Below are 20,165 nucleotides of genomic sequence, written 5' to 3'. Positions count from 1 at the left end.
GCCCCTTTACCAGGTAATCACCCTACCGTTTTCTAGTGCGTCACCACTTTTGACGGAATTGGTAACTACAAAGACATGTTCAATCGATACATGAAAATACTGAGAAAGCGCCAAGGCCAGTCCCTGCTGCAGCTTCTCCTTGCTGCCTGTCGACCAAAGTGTAGGGAGATATAAGGTGGCGAAAACGGCATATTGTTTGCCATAAGAGGCATCACAAACGCTGCAGATGATAGTCATTTCGTTAGGTTCTGTATGCGTCGCCTCTGCCCAAAGGGAAACGGGATCTTGTTCTTTATTAATTGCCCTCATCAGGGATTTTTCTGCTACAACCAAGGCGACAGGCATGAGGCTTTCCCTATCCAGAAGCAATGATTTCCAGTCTAGTGCAAGACTGGAAGTTCGCCGAATTCATTTAAGAAACAAGCAAGCTATCCTGTTATCACTGCTCTAGTTACGCCCCCGATTTTGCTTTTTGGCATAGTAAACAGCAAACAGGCTGATCAGCAGAAAGACAACTTCCAGTATTATTTGAGATGGCCGAATAACGCTGGCCACATCTGCCAGCACGAATCCACGGAACATGATCACCATCACAACTCCAAGGGATATCGCATAGACGCAGAATGCCCAAGAGTTGCGTAATAGAAGAAGTATTGCTCCCAACAATCTGGTAAAAGCGGCGACAAAAGTAATAGCGATCACCCAAACCGGTATGTTGGATATATATTCTGCATATTCAGCTTTAATCCGCCTTTGCGAAACCAATTCGGCCCAGTGTTCCGGCGTAGATAATGCAAAGGTGAAGATAACCAGGAATGCATACGCCATACCCCAAAGAAGCAGAAATCCCGAAATCAGCCAATGTGAGGCGATATTCCTCATTTCTCCCTCCTTTATGCAGAGCTACCCCAGTCGTTGGCAACATGTCGCTCTCTTATCAAGATATGGCCGGCACCTATCAGATAACAAAAGGAATGCCTTTATTGCGAAGCCTCTTCCTTTTTCACCATGGCCAGCAACGAGTCTTTAAGCTGCAGGCGACGCAGTTTTCGCTGCTCGAGATAATCATCGGCCCTGGCCTCTTCACCGGATTCGATGCGATACACCTCATGATCCAACTCATCATACTCGTCAAACAGCTTGGCAAAGTGAGCATTATGCATTTTCAGGTGACGGATGGTGTGATGATGATCGGGAAATTCGTTGAGCAGGCTGTGTCTTTCAAGTGCCATGGTCTTATTCCTGTTATTTAGGTTACTGAGCAAGTGAGTTCAGTATCTAAAAGTAGCACCTCGGCGATATTGATCTGGGTCAGATTTTAAATTGTCTTGTTATAAATTCCATCATAGCGGCGCTTAAACGAATCGGCACATCCCAAGCCCCAGGATATCGCCATCACGCTCGGTAAAAGCGAATTTCTGATAGAAAGGCTCTTTTCCTTTTGCCGCAAAAAGGCCGACGGTAGCGCCGCTTACGCAGTGCTTATTAAGGTAGTGATTGATCTTAGCCATAATCTGCGATCCTAAACCAGCACCCTGATAGTGCGGATGGACAATCACATCCTGGATATAAAAATACATGGCCCCATCGCCAACCACACGGCCGGTACCTACCAATCTTTCTTCGGCATATACCGAGACCCAATACAATGAGGCCTGCATACTTTGCTCCAGCACCTCAAGCGTCGGACTTGTCCAGCCCACAGCGCTGCGAAGGTCACTGAATTGGCTTGGTTCAGGAGCGATTTCCACCAGACAAAAAGACGACCTTGATTGGTTTTTTTCCTGATTTCCTTGAGACATCTAAAGGCATTCCTATGCGTTGTTTATGTAAGCGTGTTGAGGGCGCTTTAGAAAAGCAAAAACTTCACACCAATTAAAATCAAAATACAGCCACCTAGTATTTCTGCCCTGCTTTCCAGCCAGGTGCCGCTGCGTCTGCCAACCAACACCCCGGCCCAACTCAGAACAAAGGTGGTTGCACCAATAATGCCGCAGGCAACAAAGGGATTCACTTCAATTAGCGTCAGGGTAAATCCGGCTGCCATGGCATCGATGCTGGTGGCGATGGCGAGGATCAGCATCACCCGATGGGTGATTTGAGAGATATCTTCTTCAATGCCCTCACTGATGGCCTCATAAATCATCTTGCCGCCAATCAGCAGCAGCAACACAAAGGCAATCCAGCGGGCATACTCTTCAACCCAACCGAGCAGGCCAATGCCGCCGACAAATCCGATCATCGGCATGGCAGCCTGAAAAACGCCAAAATAGATGGCGGCATAAAGGGCAAGTTTGCCTTCTTTATGTCCCTGTTTTGAACCCAGGCCCACCGATACTGCAAAGGCATCCATACTAAGGGCAATCGCAAGAATAATGACATCGATCATGGTTAGAAATGTAGCTATCTGAATTAATTGATTAAATTGAAAGGTGCCGAAGGTGACGCTTATTGATTTTTGTTTGTTTTTGGCAACTCTGTGAGTGCCATCTGCTGATCTACCAGACCCCAGCTATATTGACCTGAAACACTAGACACGCCGCCCACATAAGCGGCATTGCTAAGTTCTGCACTCAAACGCACGAAATAGCTTTTATTGGCCTGCAAATCGACCGAGATTTGCAAAGGACTGGCCCGCCAGTTTGACAGAAGTCCCCCTTCTTTCACCGCGAGCAGAGTCTTACCCGGGACTAAGTCCAGTACCTGATAACCACCATTGCTAAGGTTAAAGCTGTCTTTGCCATTGATTTGAACGGTGGGGGCCGCCGCTCCATCCAACATGGCCCACGGTCTGTAGATATAGACTTTTGCCTTGTTGGTTTCAGGTATTTCCAGTTGCGTGAATTGGGGACCGGTGGCACTGCAAGCTGAAAGCGTCATCACAGACAACAACAGAATGACTCTCATCAACATAGATTTTTCTCACGATAGAAGGTTGCACGCTTAAGGATGCAGATGTGTTTCAGGGGTGACTATATTGCGGTTTTTGCAGGAAAAGAGATAGGACATTTTGTTGTCATCATGTTGATTTACCACTTTGTCGCATACCGAGATATTTCGCCAACTCAAAAAGCAGTTATCCTCAGGCCATTAATTGCTAATTGAGTGCGTTTTCCTATGCGTCCTCATTGCCTGGAGTGTTCCCAATACAACAGATGCCTTCTTGCTAAGAAGCCAAAATAAGCTTTTCAGCGACTTACTAAGTAGTTAATTAGTCACTCTATCAACGCTGGATGGGCAAATGTTCGATGATTGCAGGATTCCTTTATGCTCATTGATATTATTGGAAAAATAAGCTTTTAAAAATGCAATATTAAATCAATAATGCAGTTTTAAATGTTGGGGTTACCCATGGCCACCACCCTTCCCTTACAGCTTTATCAGCTACAGGATTTGCTTAAAGGGGCAGAGCGTCGGCACTACCTTTGTGTGCAGCATCAGGAAGGATGGACGTTACGTGTACGGGTAACCTATAGCGATGGTAAAAGTGCGCTGGCGTTGTTGCATACGCAAAAGGGTGTGGTGCGAAAGTTTAAGACCCTGGATGCGCTGTTAGCCCTGGTGCATCAGAATCTGGGAGACAGCAATCCGATGATTGAGTTTTCGATGAGGTGACACAGGGTGAGCAAAAACTTTCAATTGGTGATTCGTCAGGGACAATCTATTAAACGCCAGTCATTTAAAACCGCAAGCGGTGCCCTTCGAGCAAAAAACCGACTTTTATCTGAAACGACACAGCCGATTATTATCAACTACTATGCACCTGGTGAGGCACCTGAGACTTTCACAGAGCAAGATGTGCCCATTTCTTGTCATGATAAGAAAACAGATTTTTATTCCACTACGGCGTGGAGAAATTTGCGAACAGATGCTTTAGCTCGACTGCCTAAAAGTGTGTTCTTTGTGGTGCGACAGAGGAACAACATGGTGTAAGGCTTCATGTAGATCATATAAAGCCTCGCTCGACCCATCCCGAATTAGCCTTAGATATCGATAACCTGCAAATACTCTGTGAGGAGTGTAATCTGGGCAAAGGCAACCGATACACTGATAAGTGGTAGCGGGCCTTTACCCCACTTTTAATATCATCCCCCAGGTTTTTTCACCCAACCGGCACACCAGCCGTTACTGGACACCAATTTGCCCTGGAATAAAGCGCAGGGACGCCACTCGTCGCCCTCGTTGCCACTGATGTGCATACAATTGTCGCAGTTAGCTCCCTCTGTTGTGGATTCATGCACATATTTAAGGGCCTTGGCGGTGGGGTTATCCAAATCCACCTTTTCCTGGGCGCTGGCGCTTAACGTAAACCCACCTGCCGTCAGGCCAATAATGGCCCCGCCGGATAATTTTAGGAAATCTCTTCTCTTTATATTGCTCATGCCTTTACCTCATATTTTTAATTGGTAAAAAGAACGATTGTCATTTAAATATCCTTATTAACGACTCAGGCCCGCGAAACTGCGGGCCTGGCTGACTTATTGTTATAGCCGTTTGATTGGCATATGGATCGAAATGTGTACATATTTTAACCCGTCATGGTGTTACTATCGCTTGAGCTTTACCATCATCGAGCATCACCAAGGAAGGATCCTGAAATGACATATCCACAGACTCACGCTCGTCACCCGGTAAATTGGGGCATCCTGGGTACAGGACGCATTGCCTCGACCTTTGCCCGGGATATCGGCTTTGTCGAAAATAGTCGTCTGCTCGCTGTTGCCTCGCGAGAAACCGAAAAAGCCGAAGATTTTGCCGATGAATATGGCATAGAACAGGCGCTGACTGGATACAACAGTCTGCTCAATCAGGCCAACATAGACGCTGTCTATGTGGCCACCCCTCACAATATGCATTATGACAACGTTAAGGCCGCTCTCTTGGCCAATAAGCATGTGCTATGTGAAAAGCCGATGACCATCAGCCCTGAGCAAACCGCCGAATTGGTGGCCCTGGCCATGGAAAAGCAGCGGTTTCTGATGGAAGGCATGTGGACTTTCTTTTTACCGGCCATAGAAAAGGCCAAAGAGTGGATAGATCGTGGCCTGATTGGGCCAATTCAAAGCATCAAGGCGGAGATGGGTTTTGCCATTCCCTTTGATGCAAATAGCCGCCTCTATTCGCCTGCCCTGGCCGGTGGTTGTCTTCTGGATATAGGCATTTATCCCCTCGCCCTGAATTTGCTGTTTAATAATGGCGCACCCTTGGCTATGGATGTGGTGGCAGGCCACGCGCCCAATGGCGTGGAAGACGATTTATCAATGGTCCTGCACTATAAAGACAAAGAAGTGCAGTTAGCGGCCTCTTTTGAGCATCGGCTGAGTAATCAGGCTGTGATTGAGGGCGAGCGAGGGCGCGTCGTGATCCCCAATTTCTGGAAAGCGGAACAATCTACCCTTTACCGCGAAGACGCGCCGGTTGAACATTTTGTGGATGATCGTGCCGGCTCCGGCTTGGAATTTGAAATTGGTGCCGCCGCCAAGGCCATACTGGCCGGGCAGCTGGAATCCCCCGTCATGCCCTGGCATAACAGCTTAACGTTGGCCAAACAGATGGCTTCCATTCAGGAAAAAATAACGTAAGCTGAGAAATAATCGGTGCCGTTAAAGCAGAGTGTTTAGCAATGATAGTGGCGATGAAATGTCTGATGTGGCGCGCTGTTGCCGTCATTTCCTTATTGCTTGGCCTGCTTGGAATTGTGTTACCTGGTCTGCCAACGGTCGTTTTCTTGCTAATCAGTGCTTGGGCGGCCGGCAAAGGCTGGTCAGACTTGGAGCGCTGGTTACTCAGTCACCCCCGTTACGGCACACCAATCTCTCAATGGCGCACCTATGGCGCTGTTCCCAGAAGAGCGAAATGGGCGGCAAGCGTAATGATGTCCATATCCATCCTGCTGCTGTGGCTCTCTCTTACACTTGTAATAGTCAAAGCGCTGCTTAGCTTGTTGCTGCTAACCATCGCGACCTGGTTATGGCTGCGACCGGAGCCGCCACAAAACACCCCAATATTTGATATGGATTAATATCTTGCACCACTGAGTTCGTTATCCTTTCTGCCAACTGTCGACCATTTCCATCCCCTGTGGGTCAAGCATTAGGTAGAAAATTTTTGATGAACAGGTTCTTAACCCAGTATTTCAGTACCAATCATCAGCGCCTGGAATTGTTTTTCATAGCCTACCGGCGCCATCTAAAGAGCGATCGTGACTTTGCCTTGGCGTTATTTAACAAATTTAAGCGCGGTATGGTGCAGCAAATGCATTGGGAAGAGCAGTTCCTGATCCCGGCGTTGTCAGAAGCCGGCCCCCACAATGGGCGTTTTGCGGCAGACAAAGCCAAGCAAGAGCATCAGCAGATCCGCGCACAGGTAGAAAAGATTGTCGCGTTGCAACAGCAGGGCCTGGATAGCCATCAGGAAGATCAGGTGCTGGAATTTATGCTCTCGGATCATTTTGAAAATGATGAGTTTAACTTCTACCCGGTCTGTGACCGTCTTTTTGATACAGATACCCGCATTAAGTTATTGATGGCCATGGACAATGATTCAGCAGCCCTTTGTGGTTAAGTACTTGGCTGTGATTTGCAGCGGCAGCTTTCCCTTTGGTGCGGTAAATATCTTTTTTCCACTAAAAAGAACCTGCTAAGGGTGTTTTCTATACTGATTGAAGTAACGCGTTACCTTTTATCTCTTTGTATTTATTGATTTTTCTAGAATTCTTTATCGTTTCAGCATTTTTCGAACTTCATTATCCATCAAGCCATAACTCCCCGGCCCTTAGCGAATTGGTCAGTCTTTAATGGCTGGTTGTGACGACTAATGCGGACATAAATGTTGTTTTATTGAGCAAATTGCTTTGTAATCCTCATAACAAAGGCTTTTCATGCACTTTCAATAAGAATAACAATATCTATGCACGCCAAGAACTTTGATCAAAACAAACAGGTGGAAACGGTCAAGCAGTTGATCCGGGAAAACCACTATAAGAACTACGATTATGTGCTGCAATTGTGTGTGGCCAAGGGCATCAAGGTCAATCGTCCGGCCCTGGACAATTTTGCCAAGCGTTTAGCGCGTATGGACAAGGGTGAGCCGCAAACCACCACGTTGCGATACAATGATTTTGACCTCTCCACCTCATCCCCCTCTTCAAATGTGCTGAACTTCCCGCAGGTCAGCAGTCGCGCCGATGCGATGCGCCGCCAGCAGGAAATAGCTTACGAATTGGGCTCTTTGAAAATTAAAGAGCACGAGTTACTGCAAGAGTTACAGGCCCTGAAAGTAAAGTTTGGCTGCTAGCCTGGGTTGGTTCGAATAGATAACGTTTTGATTTGCTGGGCTAAAACAGATTATTCTAGGGGCGCGCAGCTAATCAACGAGATCTCACACCATGGAATTTATCTGGGTCCTGTTTGCCTTCATTTGCGGACTGGGTGTCAAAATACTCAAGTTGCCACCGCTTATCGGTTTTCTTGCCGCTGGATTTTTCCTCAATTATGTAGGCATCAAGCCTGCTGAAAGCCTCGACGCCTTAGCCGACTTGGGTATCACCCTATTGCTGTTCACTATTGGGCTTAAGCTCAATATCAAAGATTTACTCAAGCGTGAAGTTTGGCTGGGTACCGGCGCACATATGCTGGCCTGGACCGCTTTTATCTGCTTCTTAGTGATTGCTCTGGGCAGTTTGTCATTGGCCTATTTTGCCGCTTTGGATTGGCAGGTGGCAGCCATGCTCGGGTTTGCCTTAAGTTTTTCCAGTACCGTGTGTATCGTCAAGTTGCTTGAAGAAGCCGGTGAAATGAAAACCCGCCACGGCAAGGTGGCCATCGGTGTGCTGGTTATGCAGGATATTCTGGCGGTGCTGTTCTTGGTGATGGCCACTGGCAAGGTCCCGTCTATCTTTGCCTTGGGCCTCTTTGGACTGCTGCTGATTAAGCCGCTGATAAAACATTTGGTGCAGCAATCCGGTCACGGTGAATTGTTGCCGCTAACCGGCTTTTTTCTCGCCCTGGGCGGCTATGAGTTATTTGAACTGGTTGGCATTAAGGGCGACTTAGGCGCATTGGTAATGGGGTTGCTATTGAGTAATCATGCCAAGGCCGCCGAACTTAATAAGGCGCTACTTAGCTTTAAAGACTTGTTTCTTATTGGCTTTTTCCTCTCTATCGGCTTTACTGCCTTGCCCACGCTGGAAATGATTGGTCTCGCGCTACTGCTTTGCCTGCTGTTACCCATCAAGTTCCTGATGTTTTTCTTTGTATTTACCGGCCTGCGCTTGCGTGGACGTACCGCTTATCTGGCCGGTCTGGCGCTGTCCAACTTTAGTGAGTTTGGTCTGATTGTGGTAGCGCTTTGCGTGGACAACAGTTGGTTACCCAAAGAATGGCTGGTGATATTGGCGCTGGCCGTGTCATTCTCCTTTGTCTTTACCAGTGTGTTATATCGCTACGCCCACCAGGGCTACAGCAAGTATCAACGCAAGATTAAACATTTTGAGAGCCGTCAGCGTTTACCTGAAGATGTTTATTTGCAACCGTTGGAAGCCAGAGTATTGGTCGTTGGCTTGGGCCGAGTCGGCAAAGGTGCCTTCCTGGCCCTTGCGGACGTACTCGGGGAGAAAGTATGGGGAATGGATGCAGATCGTGACCGTATCGAACGCCAGAAAAAACAAGGTATGCAGGTCATGCTCGGTGACGCTGAGGATGCTGACCTGTGGGACAATATGGATCTGTCAGCCATGGAGCTTATTCTGCTGGCTTTGCCCTCTGTCGAAGACATCCGACATATCCATGATCAGTTGCGCAATGCTGGCTATAAAGGACAACTGGCCGCCATTGCCCGCTATGAAGATGAACGTCAGGAACTGCTGGAACACGGTATTGACCATGTATTTAACTTCTACACCGAAGCAGGTACCGGTTTCGCTGAGGAAAGTTTACTGCTGATTAACGGGTAGTCGTAAACAGAAAATCACGCTCTAAGATTTGCCCGGATGGCGCGTGTAATTCCAATTGCACGCGCCACAGCATCTGCGGCTCGCTGCAACTGCCTAAAAAACTGATGGCCGTCCATTCTGAGAAATTATCTTCACGCTTTTGTGGCTGACTTTGCACCAGTAAGGGAATGCGCCCCATGTACATGTTTTCACCAACAATGTGCCCCTTGGCCAGCCGAAAGCCCGAAGGCAGGCGCAGATGGAACTGAATTTCTTCTTCTACCGGAACCGGTTGAGGCGTAAGCCAGATCGCAGTTTCCTCCTCAGCCAAGTCCAGTTCACAAGCCTGTCCACTGAGGTTGCACAACGTGCTTTCTGTGAGTCTGTCTTCAGTCGTTTGGCGGGCGTCCCACAACCACCAGGCCAGCACCATGAGTGCGCCGACGGCAGGCCAATACAAAAATGATTTTTCTACGCGCAACGGCTTGACTCCGTTGGATTTTAAGGCGCGCCAGTGTGAATCATTGACGAGGATCAATCAAGGGCCATTCAGGCTATCTTTTCAGAGGCAAAAACCTTATTATTCGCGCCCGAAAGCCCCGTTAATTAAGCACTTTTTCTAAAGTCTTTAGTTGGCGGAATTTGGTTTTTTACCGTATTTTTACGGGCAACCAAAAGAAATAACAAGCAGCGGAAGATCCATGACAATGAGTGAAACCAGCCGATCACATCCGGATTATAACTATAAAGTAGTGCGACAGTTCGCCGTCATGACGGTGATTTGGGGAATTGTCGGCATGGCCGTCGGTGTGTTGATAGCCTCTCAGCTAATCTGGCCTGAGATGAACTTCAATACCCCTTGGTTAACCTATTCACGTTTGCGACCCTTGCATACCAACGCGGTGATTTTTGCCTTCGGTGGTTGTGCACTGTTCGCCACTTCTTATTATGTGGTGCAACGTACGTCGCAAGTGCGGTTGTTCAGTGACAAGCTGGCAGCCTTTACCTTCTGGGGCTGGCAGGCCGTTATTTTATCCGCTGCCATCACGCTGCCGCTGGGCATCACCTCTTCCAAAGAATATGCGGAACTGGAATGGCCTATCGACATCCTGATTACCCTGGTGTGGGTGGCGTACCTGATTAACTTCTTCGGTACCATGATCATCCGCAAGGTCAGCCACATATACGTGGCCAACTGGTTCTTCGGCGCCTTTATTCTGACGGTTGCGGTGCTGCACATTGCCAACAGCATGGCCATTCCGGTGTCCTTCTTTAAGTCGTACAGCCTGTATGCCGGTGCCGTGGATGCCATGGTGCAGTGGTGGTATGGCCACAACGCCGTAGGCTTCTTCCTGACCGCCGGTTTCCTGGGCATGATGTATTACTTCGTGCCTAAGCAAGCAGGTCGTCCGGTGTATTCCTACCGCTTGTCCGTGATCCACTTCTGGGCGCTGATTTCGCTATACATTTGGGCCGGTCCTCACCACCTGCATTACACTGCCCTGCCCGACTGGACTCAGTCTCTGGGAATGGTGATGTCTGTGATCCTGTTCGTACCTTCCTGGGGCGGCATGATCAACGGTATTATGACCCTGTCTGGTGCCTGGCATAAGCTGCGTACTGACCCCGTTCTGCGCTTCCTGATTGTGTCTCTGTCCTTCTACGGCATGTCTACCTTCGAAGGGCCGATGATGGCCATCAAGACCGTTAACGCCCTGTCTCACTATACAGACTGGACCGTTGGTCACGTGCACTCAGGCGCATTGGGTTGGGTAGCCATGGTGTCTATCGGCTCCATCTATCACCTGATCCCGATTCTGTTTGGTCAGGCACGTATGTACAGCACCAAGCTGGTTAACGTACATTTCTGGCTGGCTACCATCGGCGTAGTGCTGTACATCGTTGCTATGTGGATCTCCGGCGTTATGCAGGGTCTGATGTGGCGTGCAGTGAACACCGACGGTACCTTGACCTACAGCTTCGTTGAAAGTCTGCAGGCGTCTTATCCCTTCTACTTTGTGCGCTTCATCGGTGGTGTCTTCGTTGTCACCGGTATGCTGATCATGGCTTACAACTGCTACCGCACCATCCGTGCGCCTAAGGGCAGCCTTGCAGCCGAAGTTCAACCAGCCTAAGGGACGAAGTAGATGAAGAACGTACATGAAATAGTCGAAAAAAATACCGGCCTGATGGCGATCCTGATTCTGGTAGTCATCAGCTTTGGGGCCTTGGTGGAGATTGCGCCACTGATGTTCCAACGCCAGACCACTGAGCCCGTGGAAGGTTTGAAACCCTACACCGCGTTACAGTTGGAAGGTCGTGACATCTACATCCGTGAAGGTTGTGTTGGCTGTCATAGCCAGATGATCCGCCCTTTCCGCTCTGAAACTGAACGCTATGGTCACTACTCAGTGGCCGGTGAAAGCGTGTGGGAGCACCCCTTCCTGTGGGGCTCTAAGCGCACCGGTCCTGATCTGGCTCGCGTTGGCGGTCGTTATAGTGATGAATGGCACAGGGTTCACTTGATCAATCCTCGTGATGTGGTGCCAGAGTCCAATATGCCCGGCTTCCCCTGGTTGGAGGAAAACACCCTTGATGGAGAGTTAACCGCCAAGAAGATGGAAGTGTTTCGTGGTTTCGGCGTGCCTTACACCGATGAAGACATAGCGGGCGCTCAGGCCGCTGTGGAAGGCAAAACCGAGATGCAGGCCCTGATTGCTTATCTGCAGTCTTTGGGTACGGCACTGAAGTAATGGACGCAGTTACCATCAACGTTGTCTGGACCTTGGCAATATTCGTTAGCTTTATTGCCATCGTTCTGTGGGCCTACAGCAAACGCCGGAAGAAAGACTTCGATGAAGCGGCCAATCTGGTGTTCGACGATGAAAAAACTGTAGTGTCCGAGACAGAAAAAGATAAGCGGGAGTCATCAAGCAATGAGTAGCTTTTGGAGTATTTGGATCTCGGTAATTACTCTGGGATCAATTTTGGGCTGTTTCCTTCTTCTTCGCTGGTGTTTAAAAAACATGACCGGTGTCGAGGAAGGTGACGATATGCATCATGAATTTGACGGCATCGTCGAAATCAACAATCCCCTGCCTCGCTGGTGGACCATCATGTTCTACGCGACCATCGTGTGGGGCTTGATTTACCTGGCCTTTTATCCTGGCTTGGGTAACTGGCAGGGATTGCTGGGCTGGAAGAGCTCCATTCAAGACATGCGTAGTCTTGAAGAGGGCAAAGTAGCGCGAGAGCAAGCCAAAGAAGACGGTATGCTGTTGCAATACGATAGAGAAGTGCAGCAAGCCAATGATCGATTCGGTCCTATCTTCGAAGCTTACGCCCAGCGTTCGATTGAAGATTTGGCCACCGATCCGGAAGCACTGAAAGTGGGTCAGCGCCTGTTCCTGCAAAACTGCTCTCAGTGTCATGGCTCCGATGCCCGTGGTCAGCGCGGCTTCCCCAATCTGACAGACAATGACTGGTTGTATGGCGGCTCCCCAGAAGCCATCAAACACTCCTTGTTATATGGCCGTCAAGGCGCCATGCCAGGCTGGAAAGACAGCTTGGGTGAGCAAGGCGTGAAAGAAGTGGTTGCCTATGCCCTGTCATTAAGCGGTCGTCAGGTTGACAGCTCTTTAGCCAGTGCCGGTGAAGCCAAATGGGCCATGTGTGCCGCCTGTCACGGACAAGACGGCACCGGAAACTACGCCATGGGCGCGCCTAACCTGACCGACACCACCTGGTTGTATGGTGGTACTGAGCAGGCGGTTATGGAGACTGTGCTTAATGGTCGTAACGGTGTGATGCCTGCCTGGAAAGATATTCTGGGTGAGAACAAAATCCATCTGGTTACTGCTTACGTCTACAGTCTGTCGAAACAGAACTAAAAACGAAAAAAAAGCCTCGCTAGCCGAGGCTTTTCTTTATCTGGCAATGGGCAAATTGATACAATATAACCCTAACAGACACCCTCTTTATTTGTTCGCTTCGGCGACCATTAACCTAGTGAAGTTTTGATGAGCGCGATAACTCCCTGGTATAAGCAATTCTGGCCTTGGTTCCTGATTTCCATTCCTCTTATTTCCATAGTGCTGAGTTTTACCATGTTGCACCTGGCGACCAGCGGACAGGACAGTATGGTGATAGATGACTATTACAAAGAAGGTAAGGCCATTAATATGCGCCTGCAGGAAATTGAACATGCCAAGTCCCTTGGCATAGATGCCCGTCTGCTAATCGACGAGCAGTCTGTGCGTTTATGGTTTGAAAACGGCAAGCCTACCAATGGCGCCGCCCTGACCCTGATTTTCCATCATCCCACCCTGGCAGAAAAAGACTTTACTCTGATGCTGACCCAGGACGCTAACGGCCGTTACAGCGCGCCTTTGCCGCAATCTATCGACGGCAAATGGAAGCTGACCCTGGTCCCTTTTGATAAGTCGTGGAAAGTGCAGCAGGACATCGGCCTGCCACAAATAGCGCCTATTGTTGTAAAACCCTGAGCATCAGCATGATTTGTTATCACTGCCATCAAGAGGTGACTGAGCCCGGTCGCTTTGTCGTTACCGTATTGGGTGAAGCGCGGCAGATGTGCTGCCCTGGTTGTCAGGCGGTGGCAGAAGCTATCGTCGCCAATGGCCTGGTGGACTACTACAAGTTCCGTACTGAGCCGGCCAATAAGGCCGATCCCCTGGCCGATGAGGCGTTGGCCAAACTCAGTCTCTATGATGAGCCCGAGTTACAGGAAGAATTTGTTGCCAATCGTGGTGCCGAAAAACAAATTCAATTGAGTATTGACGGCATCAGCTGTTCGGCCTGTGCCTGGTTGATTGAAAAGAAACTCAACAAAATTCAAGGTGTCCGCCAAATTTCGGTCAATGCAGCGGCAAGGCGCGCCGTCGTGACCTGGCAGGATGAGGTGCTGTCGTTAAGCGATATTCTGCGTGCCATTGAGCGCTTGGGTTACCATGCGCAGCCCTTTAAGGCCGAACAGCAGGAGTCAGCCTTTAAGCAAACCAACTTTGCCTATCTGAAACGCATGGGCCTGGCAGGGCTTTTGGGCATGCAGGTGATGATGATCGCCATTCCTTTGTATTTGGATGTGTTTGGTAACCTCGATGCCGATACTAAGTGGTACCTGCATTGGGTCAGCCTGATCCTCTCGACGCCCGTCGTGCTCTACTCCGGCGCCGGTTTTTACAGCAGCGCCTGGCGTGCCCTTCGTGCTGGCAGCATGAATATGGATGTACCTATCACTGCTGCCGTGTGGTCTTTGTATGTGGCCAGCGTGCAGGCCACCTTAAGCGGTCAGGGAGAGATTTATTTCGAATCGGTCTGCATGTTTATATTTCTGCTGCTGATTGGCCGTTATCTGGAACACCGCTCGCGTTTTAAAGCCGCGCAAATCTCGGCCAATATGGCCAAATATGTGCCGTTGACCGCTACCCTGCTGGACAATGATGAGCCCAGAAACTGCCTGGCCAAGTCGGTGAAGGTGGGACAGCTATTGCTGGTGCGTCCAGGGGAAACTATCCCGGTAGACGGTAAAATCCTCTCTGGGCAAGGGTATGTGGATGAATCCATGCTCACCGGTGAGTTTGAGCCGGTGCTAAAGCAAAGCGGCATGGACGTGTTTGGTGGCACCTTAAATCAAAGCGGCGCGTTGAAAATTGAAGTCACCCGTCCGCTGGCCGATGCCCTGGTCAGCCAGATTTTGCGCCTGCAGGACGAAGCCCTGGCCAGTAAGCCGGCCATTTCCCAACTGACCGACCGTATTGCCAGTCATTTTGTCGCCGTGGTATTGCTGATATCCGCTCTCACCTATGGCTATTGGCACTATGTGGGCAGTGCGGATGCATTCTGGATCATGGTCTCTGTATTGGTGGCTACCTGCCCCTGTGCCTTGGGCTTAGCCACGCCCTCGGCGCTGACCTGTGCCATGGCCAAACTCAACCGCGAAGGGATCCTGTTAAAAAGAGCGGATCTGCTCGAAGCACTGAACAAGGTCACCACCGTGGCGTTCGATAAAACCGGCACCCTGACCGAGGGTAAGTTCAGCATGGTGCGTATGGTTAATCTGAGTCAACGTGCGGATGATGAAGTGCTTGGTCTGGTGGCGGGCATAGAGAGCCATTCGGAGCACCCTATCGCCAGGGCCTTTGATGACTTTTCGCCTGCCAAGGTTGATGAAGTCAGCGTCCAGCCGGGATTTGGCCTGACGGCCAGGTCTGCCGGCAAAGAATATAAATTGGGCTCAGCCAGCCATATTGGCGGACAACTGACAGATTCTGTGCAGGGCTGTAATGTTTTTCTTGGTGATGAGGATGGTTTGATCGCCGCGTTTGAACTGACCGATAAGGTAAGAAGCGATGCCAAGGCGGTGCTCGACGCCCTGTCTCCCCGCGCGCTGGCGCTTATCAGCGGCGATAGTCAGGAAAATGTGGCACGCATAGGCACAAAGCTGGGGATTGCCAGCCAATATGCCCAATGTGCGCCGAAGCAAAAACTCGATGTTATCCAGACTATGCAGGCCCAGGGCAAGAAAGTGATGATGGTAGGAGATGGTATCAATGACAGTCCGGTGATGGCCGGCGCCGATATCTCACTGGCCGTCGGCGGGGCAACGGATTTGGCCCGAAACGCGGCCGACATCATTTTGATCAATGATAAGCTCATTGCCCTACCGGCCCTGTTTGATATGGCTAAACGCACTGAGCGCAAGATCATCCAGAATATTGGCTGGGCACTTGGCTATAACGTGACGGTATTGCCCCTGGCGGTTGCCGGCTACCTGACACCTTGGATGGGGGCCATCGGCATGTCCTTAAGCTCCATTTTGGTGGTAGCCAACTCAGTGCGCTTACTCAGGAAAGCGCAGGCTAAGGTGCCTCAGGAGGCTGTTGCATGAGTATCATCTATGTGTTGATCCCTATTGCCATATTGCTGGTGTGTCTGGCGCTGGCCATGTTTTTCTGGGCGGTAAAATCCGGTCAGTTTGAAGATCTGGAACGTAAAGGCTCCGATATCCTGTTCGATGATGACAAACCTGAACAACAGGACAGCAAAAAGGATGGCGATGAGCGCTGAATTGACCTGGTTGTCGGCCCTGTTACTGGGCTTGGCGGGCAGTGTTCATTGTGTGGCCATGTGTGGCGGCATTGTCGGCGCCCTGACCTTTGCCATTCCAGCAGGAAAATCCCCAACGCCCTATATGCTTGCCTATCATGGCGGACGTATCGCCAGTTATGCTACGGCCGGCGCTATCACCGGTGGATTGGGGCAGATGGTGTCCCATCGGGTAGCAGATGGATTGCTGTGGCTTAATCTGTTAAGCGGCGTGTTTCTGATTCTGCTTGGGCTGTATGTGGGAAACTGGTGGCGTTTGTTGTCTTCTTTGGAGAAAGCCGGCAGCTACCTGTGGAAACCCATTTCTCCTTTATCCAAACGCTTTATCCCCTTTCGCCATCCTGTTTACGCCTTACCCTATGGTGTGATTTGGGGCTGGCTGCCTTGTGGCTTGGTCTATTCTACCCTGACCTGGAGTCTGGCCAGCGGCTCTGCCTCTCAAGGTGCCTTGGTGATGGCCTTGTTTGGGCTGGGCACCCTGCCCTCGCTGATTATTGTCGGTAGTTTTGGTCAGCAGCTGAAATCCTGGTTAAATCACCCCCGTACCAGACAAGTGATTGCAGTATTACTTTGTCTGTCTGGGCTCGGCGTGTTGATAAAAGCCTTACTGCACTAGTACCAATTGCTAATGGCGTTCGCGCCTGACAAATGCTAATTTGTAGCCTTAGTTGCCGGTACGGATTACCGGCTGGGATCCTCGAGATAGATAGCCATGAACCAACATCGCGAATGCACCATCAGTTGTCAAAACTGCAGTATTAGTCAGTTATGCCTTCCCTTTAGCCTGAACGAGCGGGAATTGGGTAAGTTAGACGATATTATCCAGCGTAAACGCCCCTTCCAGAAAAACGAGCGCTTGTTCCAGTCCGGAGACAAACTCAGCAGCCTCTATGCAGTGCGATCTGGTTCGTTTAAAAGTTTTACCCTGGCCCCCGATGGTGAAGAGCAGATTATCGCCTTCCACTTACCCGGAGACATTATTGGTTTCGATGCGGTAAGCACGCAGGAGCATAAAAGCTTTGCACAGGCATTGGAAACGTCCATGGTCTGTGAGATCCCCTTTAACACCTTGGAAACCTTGTCGGGTGACCTACCACGCTTACGCAGCCAAGTGATGCGTATGATGAGCAGCGAGATCCTCGAAGATCAAGAAATGTTTCTGCTGCTGAACAAGCGCACCGCGCACCAGCGACTGGCTTATTTTCTGACCAGCTTGGCTTCCCGTTATCAGCAACGTGGATTTTCTGCCACACAGTTTCGTCTGAGTATGACCCGTGCAGAGATCGGTAATTACCTCGGCCTGACGGTAGAAACCATCAGCCGTCTGTTAACCCGTTTTCAGAAGCAGGAATTGATCAAAGTAGAGGGTAAATTTATCACCCTGCTACAGCCACAAGTACTGAAAGATGGGCAGGAAACCGCGGCACTATTGGGTTAGTGCCGGTATTAAGGACTAAATTAACCATCCGGTTGATCCAAAACAAAGCGAATATTGGCTAAAATTTCAATCAGCACATAGACTTAGCCGAAAGAGCTTTTACTATAGTTGGGGGAATTCCATGGTCAAATATAAGAAGTTACTCGCCGTCATTGATGCCTCAGGCGAACAGCAGAAGGCGTTAAACCGAGCGCTGCTGATGGCGAAGAAAACCGGTGCCAGTGTTACCGCATTTCTGTCGATTTATGATTTCTCCTATGAAATGACCACCATGCTATCGGTGGATGAACGCGAAACCATGCGCCAGGCGGTGGTTGATGATCGTACCGAATGGCTGACGGAGCTTATTGCCAAGCAGGTAAAAGACAAGACAGTGGCCGTGGATGTGAAGGTGGTTTGGCATAACCGCCCTTTCGAAGCCATTATCCATGAGTCTATCGAAGGCGGTTATGATCTCATCATCAAAGGCACCCATGAGCATGACAGCCTTAAGTATGTGATTTTCACTCCGACAGACTGGCACTTGATGCGCAAAGCCGCGGTCCCGGTGCTGTTAGTCAAAGAGCATGAATGGCCCGTAGGCGGCAATATCGTTGCTGCGGTGAATGTAGGCACGCAGGATGAAGAGCATCGCTCTTTGAACGAGCGCATCACCCAACTTGCATTAAATTTTGCGCAAACCCTGCAAGGCCAGGTGAATCTGGTCAACTCCTATCCAGGCACCCCGGTGAATATCGCCATTGAAATCCCTGAGTTTGATCCTTCCAGCTTTAATGAATCGGTACGCAAACATCATGAAGAGGCCATGTGTACCTTTGCCGATGCCCATGGCATTGCCCGTGAGCATTGTCATGTGCGAGAGGGCCTGCCTGAAGACGCCATTCCCGCCATTTCCAAAAAACTGGATGCGGAATTGGTGGTGATCGGCACGGTTGGTCGCCAGGGACTCTCCGCTGCCCTGATCGGTAATACTGCCGAGCATGTGATTGATTCTCTGGATTGTGATGTGCTGGCTGTCAAACCTGAAGGCTTTGTGAGCCCATTACAAAAATAAGCATTAGCAGCGGCGTAAGGCGACAGAAGAAATGCCTTACGCTACTTCACTCGATAAGCCAACGCCCTCTGTCACCCTTTGTACATCCCCTGTATAATCCTGCCCCTGAAATTTTCCCTTTCGATCCGGTAACAGCATGACCCTTTTAGACGAATTGTCCGCCAAACAGAAATACGGCTTCAATAAGCTGCAAAAGCGCCTGCGTCGCTGCGTGGGTAAAGCCATTGAAGACTTCAATATGATTGAAGAAGGCGACAGAGTTATGGTGTGCCTTTCTGGCGGCAAAGACAGCTACACCCTGCTGGATATTCTGCGCTATTTGCAGCGTATAGCGCCCATTAAGTTCGAGTTGGTGGCGGTTAACCTGGATCAGAAGCAACCCGGCTTTCCTGCCCATGTACTGCCTGAGTATCTTCAATCCATTGGCGTTGAGCACAAGATTGTGACCGAAGATACCTACAGCATCGTTAAAGAAAAAATTCCTGAGGGTAAAACCACCTGTTCATTGTGTTCACGTTTACGCCGCGGCATTTTGTATCGCACTGCCACCGAGTTGGGCGCGACCAAGATTGCCCTGGGGCATCATCGCGACGATATGCTGGAAACCCTGTTTCTGAATATGTTTTACGGCGGCAAGCTCAAAGCCATGCCACCCAAGCTGGTCAGTGATGACGGCAAACAGATGGTGATAAGGCCTCTCGCCTATTGTGCCGAAAAAGATATCGAGCGCTATTCCGGCATGATGGAGTTCCCGATTATTCCTTGTAACCTTTGTGGTTCGCAGGAAAACCTGCAGCGCAAGGTGATCAAACAAATGTTGCAGCAGTGGGATAAACAACATCCTGGCCGCATCGAAAACATGGCCAGGGCACTGCAGAATGTCACCCCCTCACACTTAGCCGATCCCAATCTGTTTGACTTTAAGTCCCTACAGACTCAGGACCAGCCCTTTGCCGGCGGCGATATCGGCTTCGATGCCCCGGTGATTGAGGTGCCACCCAAGTCAGATTTGGACGAAGAAGAAGAGCGCCTGACGGTGGTTAATCTTAGCTAATGCGCGGGTCAGCCGTATGCTTTTTGCAACGGCTGATTTTGTTTGTTTTGCAACTCTTTCAGGAACTCTGGAGCCAGGTCTGATCCATTAGGCCACACGACTGTTTCCAGTTCAGGGTCGACAGCAACTTTGGCGAAGAGGGATTTGTCCTTGAGAGGTTCGAACACCGGACCTACTAGCTTATCTTCTAAATTCACTTCGCCGGCAGTGCCATCATCAAATGCCACCCAAAGTCTGAAATCAGCGACATACTTAGCAGATTTGATATGTAACATAGCGTCTACTCCAGTGGGGCAATGTAATCTAAAGGTTGACCTGAGCGGGCCTTCTGCCAATTGGCATCCAGCTCTTCACTGTGAAGGGATATCCACTCTTTCGCAAAGCTCACCGCTCTGGAGGATAACTCCCCTTCGAGTACGTTACCCTCGAAGTCGAAAAGTGATCCATACCAACAAGACTGGACACCTCGTTAAGCGATAGAATCGCAATCGAGGTGAAGCATGACAAAAGAATCCAGATCCCGTAAACGCCACGGCGAAGAGTTTAAAGCAGAAGCCCT

27 protein-coding genes and 1 pseudogene are annotated in these 20,165 nt (G+C 49.9%); 18 read left to right on the top strand and 10 right to left on the bottom strand.

The window, feature by feature from the left end:
• Positions 1 to 6 precede the first annotated feature (6 nt).
• The 6 genes from P2G88_RS18160 to P2G88_RS18135 form a co-directional block, all read right to left on the bottom strand.
• Positions 7 to 345, bottom strand: a complete 339-nt coding sequence (locus tag P2G88_RS18160) for a hypothetical protein (protein WP_275798637.1) — start codon at positions 343 to 345, stop codon at positions 7 to 9.
• A gap of 102 nt (positions 346 to 447) precedes the next feature.
• The gene (locus P2G88_RS18155) at positions 448 to 882 is read right to left on the bottom strand and encodes a hypothetical protein (protein WP_275798636.1); all 435 of its coding nucleotides are present in this window, start codon (positions 880 to 882) and stop codon (positions 448 to 450) included.
• Positions 883 to 980: 98 nt separating this feature from the next.
• Complete coding sequence (locus tag P2G88_RS18150) at positions 981 to 1,232, bottom strand: DUF465 domain-containing protein (protein ID WP_275798635.1); 252 nt, start codon at positions 1,230 to 1,232, stop codon at positions 981 to 983.
• Between the two features lie 123 nt (positions 1,233 to 1,355).
• On the bottom strand, positions 1,356 to 1,802 hold the full coding sequence (locus P2G88_RS18145) for a GNAT family N-acetyltransferase (RefSeq protein ID WP_275798633.1): 447 nt from the start codon (positions 1,800 to 1,802) through the stop codon (positions 1,356 to 1,358).
• A 47-nt stretch (positions 1,803 to 1,849) separates the two neighbouring features.
• On the bottom strand, positions 1,850 to 2,389 hold the full coding sequence (locus tag P2G88_RS18140) for a manganese efflux pump MntP family protein (RefSeq protein WP_275798631.1): 540 nt from the start codon (positions 2,387 to 2,389) through the stop codon (positions 1,850 to 1,852).
• 59 nt (positions 2,390 to 2,448) lie between these two features.
• Positions 2,449 to 2,913: a DUF2846 domain-containing protein gene (locus P2G88_RS18135; RefSeq protein WP_275798629.1), complete on the bottom strand. Its 465-nt coding sequence runs from the start codon at positions 2,911 to 2,913 to the stop codon at positions 2,449 to 2,451.
• Positions 2,914 to 3,351: 438 nt separating this feature from the next.
• Here P2G88_RS18135 and P2G88_RS18130 point away from each other — a divergent pair, with 438 nt between their 5' ends.
• Both P2G88_RS18130 and P2G88_RS18125 read left to right on the top strand, forming a co-directional pair.
• Positions 3,352 to 3,615, top strand: a complete 264-nt coding sequence (locus P2G88_RS18130; protein ID WP_275798627.1) for a hypothetical protein — start codon at positions 3,352 to 3,354, stop codon at positions 3,613 to 3,615.
• A 6-nt stretch (positions 3,616 to 3,621) separates the two neighbouring features.
• Positions 3,622 to 3,933 (top strand): hypothetical protein, encoded by a 312-nt coding sequence (locus P2G88_RS18125; RefSeq protein WP_275798625.1) that lies wholly within the window; start codon positions 3,622 to 3,624, stop codon positions 3,931 to 3,933.
• A 152-nt stretch (positions 3,934 to 4,085) separates the two neighbouring features.
• Here the strand turns inward: P2G88_RS18125 and P2G88_RS18120 are convergent, their stop codons facing one another.
• The gene (locus P2G88_RS18120) at positions 4,086 to 4,382 is read right to left on the bottom strand and encodes a high-potential iron-sulfur protein (RefSeq protein WP_275798623.1); all 297 of its coding nucleotides are present in this window, start codon (positions 4,380 to 4,382) and stop codon (positions 4,086 to 4,088) included.
• Between the two features lie 216 nt (positions 4,383 to 4,598).
• On the opposite strand from P2G88_RS18120, the gene P2G88_RS18115 reads away from it, so the two are divergent.
• From P2G88_RS18115 to P2G88_RS18095, 5 genes are all read left to right on the top strand, one after another.
• Complete coding sequence (locus tag P2G88_RS18115; RefSeq protein WP_275798621.1) at positions 4,599 to 5,582, top strand: Gfo/Idh/MocA family oxidoreductase; 984 nt, start codon at positions 4,599 to 4,601, stop codon at positions 5,580 to 5,582.
• Positions 5,583 to 5,635: 53 nt separating this feature from the next.
• A complete protein-coding gene (locus tag P2G88_RS18110) occupies positions 5,636 to 6,022 on the top strand; it encodes a YbaN family protein (protein ID WP_275798619.1) in 387 nt (128 codons plus the stop codon).
• An 89-nt stretch (positions 6,023 to 6,111) separates the two neighbouring features.
• On the top strand, positions 6,112 to 6,564 hold the full coding sequence (locus tag P2G88_RS18105) for a hemerythrin domain-containing protein (protein ID WP_275798617.1): 453 nt from the start codon (positions 6,112 to 6,114) through the stop codon (positions 6,562 to 6,564).
• A gap of 345 nt (positions 6,565 to 6,909) precedes the next feature.
• A complete protein-coding gene (locus P2G88_RS18100; RefSeq protein ID WP_275798615.1) occupies positions 6,910 to 7,296 on the top strand; it encodes a hypothetical protein in 387 nt (128 codons plus the stop codon).
• 91 nt (positions 7,297 to 7,387) lie between these two features.
• Positions 7,388 to 8,953: a cation:proton antiporter gene (locus tag P2G88_RS18095; RefSeq protein WP_275798613.1), complete on the top strand. Its 1,566-nt coding sequence runs from the start codon at positions 7,388 to 7,390 to the stop codon at positions 8,951 to 8,953.
• On the opposite strand, the gene P2G88_RS18090 is transcribed toward P2G88_RS18095, so the two are convergent.
• Entirely contained in the window at positions 8,943 to 9,413 is a 471-nt protein-coding gene (locus tag P2G88_RS18090; protein WP_275798611.1) for a hypothetical protein, read from the bottom strand. The two genes, P2G88_RS18095 and P2G88_RS18090, sit on opposite strands and share 11 nt — an antisense overlap.
• A 226-nt stretch (positions 9,414 to 9,639) precedes the next feature.
• On the opposite strand from P2G88_RS18090, the gene ccoN reads away from it, so the two are divergent.
• The 11 genes from ccoN to ttcA all read left to right on the top strand — a co-directional run bounded on the left by ccoN (position 9,640) and on the right by ttcA (position 19,606).
• Positions 9,640 to 11,067, top strand: a complete 1,428-nt coding sequence (gene ccoN / locus P2G88_RS18085) for a cytochrome-c oxidase, cbb3-type subunit I (RefSeq protein ID WP_275798609.1) — start codon at positions 9,640 to 9,642, stop codon at positions 11,065 to 11,067.
• Between the two features lie 12 nt (positions 11,068 to 11,079).
• Complete coding sequence (gene ccoO, locus P2G88_RS18080; protein WP_275798607.1) at positions 11,080 to 11,685, top strand: cytochrome-c oxidase, cbb3-type subunit II; 606 nt, start codon at positions 11,080 to 11,082, stop codon at positions 11,683 to 11,685.
• Complete coding sequence (locus P2G88_RS18075; RefSeq protein WP_275798604.1) at positions 11,685 to 11,876, top strand: cbb3-type cytochrome c oxidase subunit 3; 192 nt, start codon at positions 11,685 to 11,687, stop codon at positions 11,874 to 11,876. Before ccoO ends, P2G88_RS18075 begins: the two co-directional genes overlap by 1 nt.
• Positions 11,869 to 12,822 (top strand): cytochrome-c oxidase, cbb3-type subunit III, encoded by a 954-nt coding sequence (ccoP, locus tag P2G88_RS18070; protein WP_275798602.1) that lies wholly within the window; start codon positions 11,869 to 11,871, stop codon positions 12,820 to 12,822. Before P2G88_RS18075 ends, ccoP begins: the two co-directional genes overlap by 8 nt.
• Positions 12,823 to 12,951: 129 nt before the next feature.
• Positions 12,952 to 13,437, top strand: coding sequence for a FixH family protein (locus P2G88_RS18065; RefSeq protein WP_275798600.1), 486 nt, complete (start codon positions 12,952 to 12,954; stop codon positions 13,435 to 13,437).
• An 8-nt stretch (positions 13,438 to 13,445) separates the two neighbouring features.
• Positions 13,446 to 15,842 (top strand): heavy metal translocating P-type ATPase, encoded by a 2,397-nt coding sequence (locus P2G88_RS18060; RefSeq protein WP_275798598.1) that lies wholly within the window; start codon positions 13,446 to 13,448, stop codon positions 15,840 to 15,842.
• On the top strand, positions 15,839 to 16,021 hold the full coding sequence (gene ccoS / locus P2G88_RS18055; RefSeq protein ID WP_275798596.1) for a cbb3-type cytochrome oxidase assembly protein CcoS: 183 nt from the start codon (positions 15,839 to 15,841) through the stop codon (positions 16,019 to 16,021). Before P2G88_RS18060 ends, ccoS begins: the two co-directional genes overlap by 4 nt.
• Positions 16,011 to 16,676, top strand: coding sequence for a sulfite exporter TauE/SafE family protein (locus P2G88_RS18050; RefSeq protein WP_275798594.1), 666 nt, complete (start codon positions 16,011 to 16,013; stop codon positions 16,674 to 16,676). Before ccoS ends, P2G88_RS18050 begins: the two co-directional genes overlap by 11 nt.
• A gap of 96 nt (positions 16,677 to 16,772) precedes the next feature.
• Positions 16,773 to 17,498, top strand: a complete 726-nt coding sequence (gene fnr, locus P2G88_RS18045) for a fumarate/nitrate reduction transcriptional regulator Fnr (protein ID WP_275798592.1) — start codon at positions 16,773 to 16,775, stop codon at positions 17,496 to 17,498.
• A 121-nt stretch (positions 17,499 to 17,619) separates the two neighbouring features.
• On the top strand, positions 17,620 to 18,552 hold the full coding sequence (gene uspE / locus P2G88_RS18040; RefSeq protein ID WP_275798590.1) for a universal stress protein UspE: 933 nt from the start codon (positions 17,620 to 17,622) through the stop codon (positions 18,550 to 18,552).
• 136 nt (positions 18,553 to 18,688) lie between these two features.
• Positions 18,689 to 19,606 carry a tRNA 2-thiocytidine(32) synthetase TtcA gene (ttcA, locus tag P2G88_RS18035; RefSeq protein ID WP_275798588.1) on the top strand — a complete coding sequence of 306 codons (918 nt, stop codon included), beginning with the start codon at positions 18,689 to 18,691 and terminating at the stop codon, positions 19,604 to 19,606.
• 8 nt (positions 19,607 to 19,614) lie between these two features.
• Here ttcA and P2G88_RS18030 read toward each other — a convergent pair whose 3' ends face one another.
• Together P2G88_RS18030 and P2G88_RS18025 are read right to left on the bottom strand one after the other, a co-directional pair.
• Positions 19,615 to 19,881 carry a DUF2442 domain-containing protein gene (locus P2G88_RS18030; protein ID WP_275798585.1) on the bottom strand — a complete coding sequence of 89 codons (267 nt, stop codon included), beginning with the start codon at positions 19,879 to 19,881 and terminating at the stop codon, positions 19,615 to 19,617.
• Between the two features lie 5 nt (positions 19,882 to 19,886).
• Positions 19,887 to 20,033 (bottom strand): annotated as a pseudogene (locus P2G88_RS18025) (DUF4160 domain-containing protein); the annotation flags it as partial.
• Positions 20,034 to 20,165 lie beyond the last annotated feature (132 nt).

The sequence above is a fragment of the Aliiglaciecola sp. CAU 1673 genome (genome assembly GCF_029223185.1).
Classification (GTDB): Bacteria; Pseudomonadota; Gammaproteobacteria; order Enterobacterales; family Alteromonadaceae; genus Bowmanella.
The sequence above is the reverse complement of the archived record's forward strand: the minus strand, read 5'-3'. Positions and strand labels throughout refer to the sequence as shown.